This window comes from Algibacter pacificus, from assembly GCF_008033385.1.
Taxonomy (GTDB): Bacteria; Bacteroidota; Bacteroidia; order Flavobacteriales; family Flavobacteriaceae; genus Algibacter; species Algibacter pacificus.
In genome coordinates this window covers 162,720-166,600 of record NZ_ML701731.1, presented here as the reverse complement: position 1 = coordinate 166,600, position 3,881 = coordinate 162,720, and the positions used below count along the sequence as shown (strand labels likewise).

4 protein-coding genes are annotated in these 3,881 nt (G+C 29.9%); all 4 read left to right on the top strand.

Features of this window, described 5'->3' with window-relative positions; translation table 11 throughout:
* Positions 1 to 555, top strand: a 555-nt coding sequence (locus tag FQU21_RS00710) for a Fic family protein (RefSeq protein WP_147676098.1), incomplete at its 5' end; no start/stop codon positions are given.
* A gap of 140 nt (positions 556 to 695) precedes the next feature.
* Positions 696 to 1,724 (top strand): DUF4348 domain-containing protein, encoded by a 1,029-nt coding sequence (locus FQU21_RS00705; RefSeq protein WP_147676097.1) that lies wholly within the window; start codon positions 696 to 698, stop codon positions 1,722 to 1,724.
* Between the two features lie 219 nt (positions 1,725 to 1,943).
* Positions 1,944 to 2,588 (top strand): hypothetical protein, encoded by a 645-nt coding sequence (locus FQU21_RS00700; protein WP_147676096.1) that lies wholly within the window; start codon positions 1,944 to 1,946, stop codon positions 2,586 to 2,588.
* Between the two features lie 169 nt (positions 2,589 to 2,757).
* Positions 2,758 to 3,750, top strand: coding sequence for a DUF3644 domain-containing protein (locus tag FQU21_RS00695; protein WP_147676095.1), 993 nt, complete (start codon positions 2,758 to 2,760; stop codon positions 3,748 to 3,750).
* Positions 3,751 to 3,881: the final 131 nt, after the last annotated feature.

The window sequence follows — 3,881 nt, the reverse complement described above, 5'->3', positions numbered from 1 at the left end:
GATTTAAATCCACTAATTAATTTAGCCATATTACACTATCAGTTTGAAAGTATTCATCCTTTTTATGACGGAAATGGAAGAGCAGGAAGAATACTAAATATTTTATACCTAATTATAAACGACCTTTTAGATATTCCTATTTTGTATTTAAGTTCATATATCAACGAAAATAAAGCAGATTATTACCGTTTACTAAATACAGTTAACAATAAAGATGAATGGTCTGAATATATCATTTATATGCTAAAAGCTGTTGAAGTAACATCAAACAGAACCATTGAGAAAATAAATTCAATTAAAGTATTATTGGATAAAACTATAATATATGCACAAGAAAAGGAACCTAAAATTTACAGAAAAGAATTAATTGAACTACTCTTTGAACAACCTTATTCTAAAATAGAATTTGTTGTAGAAAAATTAAACGTAGAAAGAAAGGCCGCTTCACGATATTTAAAAAAAATGGAAGAAATTGGAATACTAACCTCTCAAAAGATTGGAAGAGAAAGTGTTTATGTGAATACAAAATTGATTGAAATATTGAAAAAGCACTAAGTACAACACCGTATATAATTTATTGCTGGCTTCTCACCTACTTACGAAAGTCCTCGCGGACTTTCTTGGTCGGTAATTATTTACTAAATTAGTTACTTAAAACACGCAACAAACCATATACAACAACGTTACCTACAATTATGAAAAAAATTCCATTACTAATTTTAACATTGATTTTAATTGCAAGTTGTAATTCAAAACAAACTCAATCGGAATTGGAAAAATTGACCAAAAAATTAACGGAAAAAGAAAAACAAATTTCAGAATTACAAAAGCAGATTGATAATTTAAAAAAAGATAAAAGTTTATCTGAAAATACTCAAACTTCAGATTATTATCGCTTCGTGGAAACTTCGGACTCTGAAATAAATGTTGCGGAAAAATTAAAAAGCGGAGAACGTAAGCTAATTGACAAAAAGGATTTTAAAGACACTTTAGATATTTCAGACAATTTTTTCGTTTATAAACATACATCTGAAATCACTCAAACCTCTGAATCAGAATTTGAATCAGTCCTTCGTGATTTTGACCAAATAAAATCTGAATATGGAAATGACTTTTTTGTGAGAGTAATGACTTTTTATAATGGACAAAGCTTACCTCTGGAAACAGAAAATTCTAAAACTGATATTCACATTTTAATCCAACCGACTGAATTAGGTTACGAAAATAAAACGTTCGTAATTTCGGACTTTTATGACGTTGTAATAAAAACACTCGAAAAGAAAGAAAATAGTGTTGAACTAACTTTTGAACACGGGAAATTTCCGCGAAAAAAAGAATCGATAATTATTAAACCTGAATTAGTTAAGTTTAAGCGTAACCAAATTGCAAACATTGACAATAACTTTAAAGATTTTCTTAAACTTTTTAATAAAGATTCTTTATTTCAAATAAGCCGAGTAAAGTTTCCTATGACAGTTGAATTTGCTGATTCTGAAAAGAACTATGAATATTCGAAAGAGGAAATAAACCTTAAAGATTACCATAAATTGCATTTAATTGAAGACGGAACTTCTAATCCTGAGTATGAAAGATTTATTGAAATTAATGATAATAAAGGAACTGTAGAATTTCGTGGTATTGAGAATGGAATTTCATCAGAATATATTTTCGAAAAAATAAATGGAAAATGGACGTTAATTACTTGGGTAGATGCTTCGACATAAAAACTGTAGGTAACAATGGCTAAAATTAATACGGGTTTTGGTGTTTAATCCAAAGTTTAGTGTATTTTTATAAAGTCCGCCAAATCTTTTGATTTGGCTTTAGAACAGAAAAAGATAAAACAAAATAAAAAGTTTTGGCTAATCGCTTAATCCGAAATTAAATGTTAATTTAATCCCGTACTAACCTTAGCCTAAACGTTGTGCTGCATTAAAAAAGACATGAAACAAATCCTATTCTACATATTACTGATTGGCCTAATAAGTTGCTCAACAAACAGTCAAGACAAGAAAGTGGTTGACAAAAAACCGACAGAAGAATCTCAAATTGAAACAAAAACAGTTGGACAAACAAAAGATTATCGTGAAATCGTAATCTCTGAAAATTCGCTTGACACATTTTCAATTCCTTTCCCTGAAAAGAATATGTTGATGCCTTTGAAAAACTATTACGAACCTTATTTGGTAGAAGCGAATATTGGCCAACAAGAAGGACCTGATTTTACTTATATCGACATTTTGAAGGACGATGATAATCCTATTGCTTATTTGAATTTTGACCCTGATAATAAATTCAAACTTGATGAAATCAGAATAGTAAGTTCAAGTGCAATTGACCAATACGGAGTTCGAGTGGGAGACACATATCAAGAAGTCAGGGAAAAGCGAAACAACGATTTTAAAAATTCAACAAATTACCACCAACACACATACTTGTACACTGATAGTTCAAACATTTATTACGAATTGATAAGTGACTTTACAATGACCGAAGAAATGTTGGAAAATCTTGATGAGCTTGAATTGACTGAAGAGCAACTTCAAAAATGTAAGGTAGAATATATAATTTGGAGAAAAAGAAAATAAAAAACGCAGCACAACAACGCATATAGCTTATGGCGGGTGAACGGCTACCAGCAAGGTTTTCTCTACGTAGCCAGCTTTGGTTTCGGTGGACAGAAAAGTGCTTCTAAACCGCCACAAGCCATATGCAAACCGTTGTGCGTCATATAACCAAAATCCGTGAAAACCGAGAATGGCAAGAAAATCAAAATATTCATACTTACTTGAAAAATCAGTAAATGCAGCTATTTCTGCGATAGAAATTTATAATAAACCTGACTTTAAATATCGTGAAGAAAGTTTTTCTATTTTAATGGTTAATGCTTGGGAAACTCTTTTAAAAGCAAAGATTGTTTACGATAATAAAAATGACTTAAAATCGATTCAATCCATTGATACTTCTGCAAAGAAAAAAAATGGAGAACCATTCAAGCGTCCAAAATATAAAGTTAACCGTTCAGGAAATTATATGACAATTGATATTTTCACTGCAATTAAGAAACTTAAATTAGAAACAAGGTTATCGGAGAATATTGAATTATTAGTTGAGATTAGGGATAATGCAATTCACTTTTTTAATGAAAGTAAATTATTTGAAAAAAAGGTTTTGGAAATCGGAACTGCAAGTTTGAAAAGTTATGTTCAATCTGCTAACGATTGGTTTTCATATGACTTAACTCAATACAATTTTTATTTAATGCCTATTTCATTTTTCCACTCATATGAAATGGAAAGTTTTTCGATAGCAAATGAAGATGACCAACATAAAAACTTATTAAAATATATTGAAAAAAAAGAAACTGACTTTCCTTCTGAATTAAAACAAAAGCATAATATCAGTTTAGTTTTAGAAACAAAATTTGTTCGCTCAAAATCAATTGAAAGTATGGCAGTTCGTTACGATAATAACGACCCGAATGCAATTACAGTCAAAGTGTCTGCCGAAGAACAATTTGCAGCGAAATATCAATGGTCTTTTAAAGGTGAACTTGTTCCTAAGCTAAAAGCAACTTATCAAGACATAAAATTCGGTAATGAATTCCGAAAAATTATGAGGGAAATTGAAAAAGACGAAAAACTTTGTGGAAAAAGATATATGGATTTCAGAATGAAAACAGGAACACCAAAAAAATTTTATAGTCCAAATATTATGAAAGAATTTGACAAATATTATAAACGAAAATAAAATACGAACGCACAACACCGTATAAACTTTATTGCTAGTTTTGGCTCACTTAGGAAATTCCTTCGGAATTTCGCCGTTCGTGTTTTATTTAGTAAATTCACTGCTTAAACAACGCAACAAAGCTTATACAA

Bases quoted from the DNA above. Each gene is read 5' to 3' on its own strand.
- FQU21_RS00695 (WP_147676095.1), top strand. From the start codon at position 2,758: ATGGCAAGAAAATCAAAATATTCATACTTACTTGAAAAATCAGTAAAT.
- FQU21_RS00705 (WP_147676097.1), top strand. From the start codon at position 696: ATGAAAAAAATTCCATTACTAATTTTAACATTGATTTTAATTGCAAGT.
- FQU21_RS00700 (WP_147676096.1), top strand. From the start codon at position 1,944: ATGAAACAAATCCTATTCTACATATTACTGATTGGCCTAATAAGTTGC.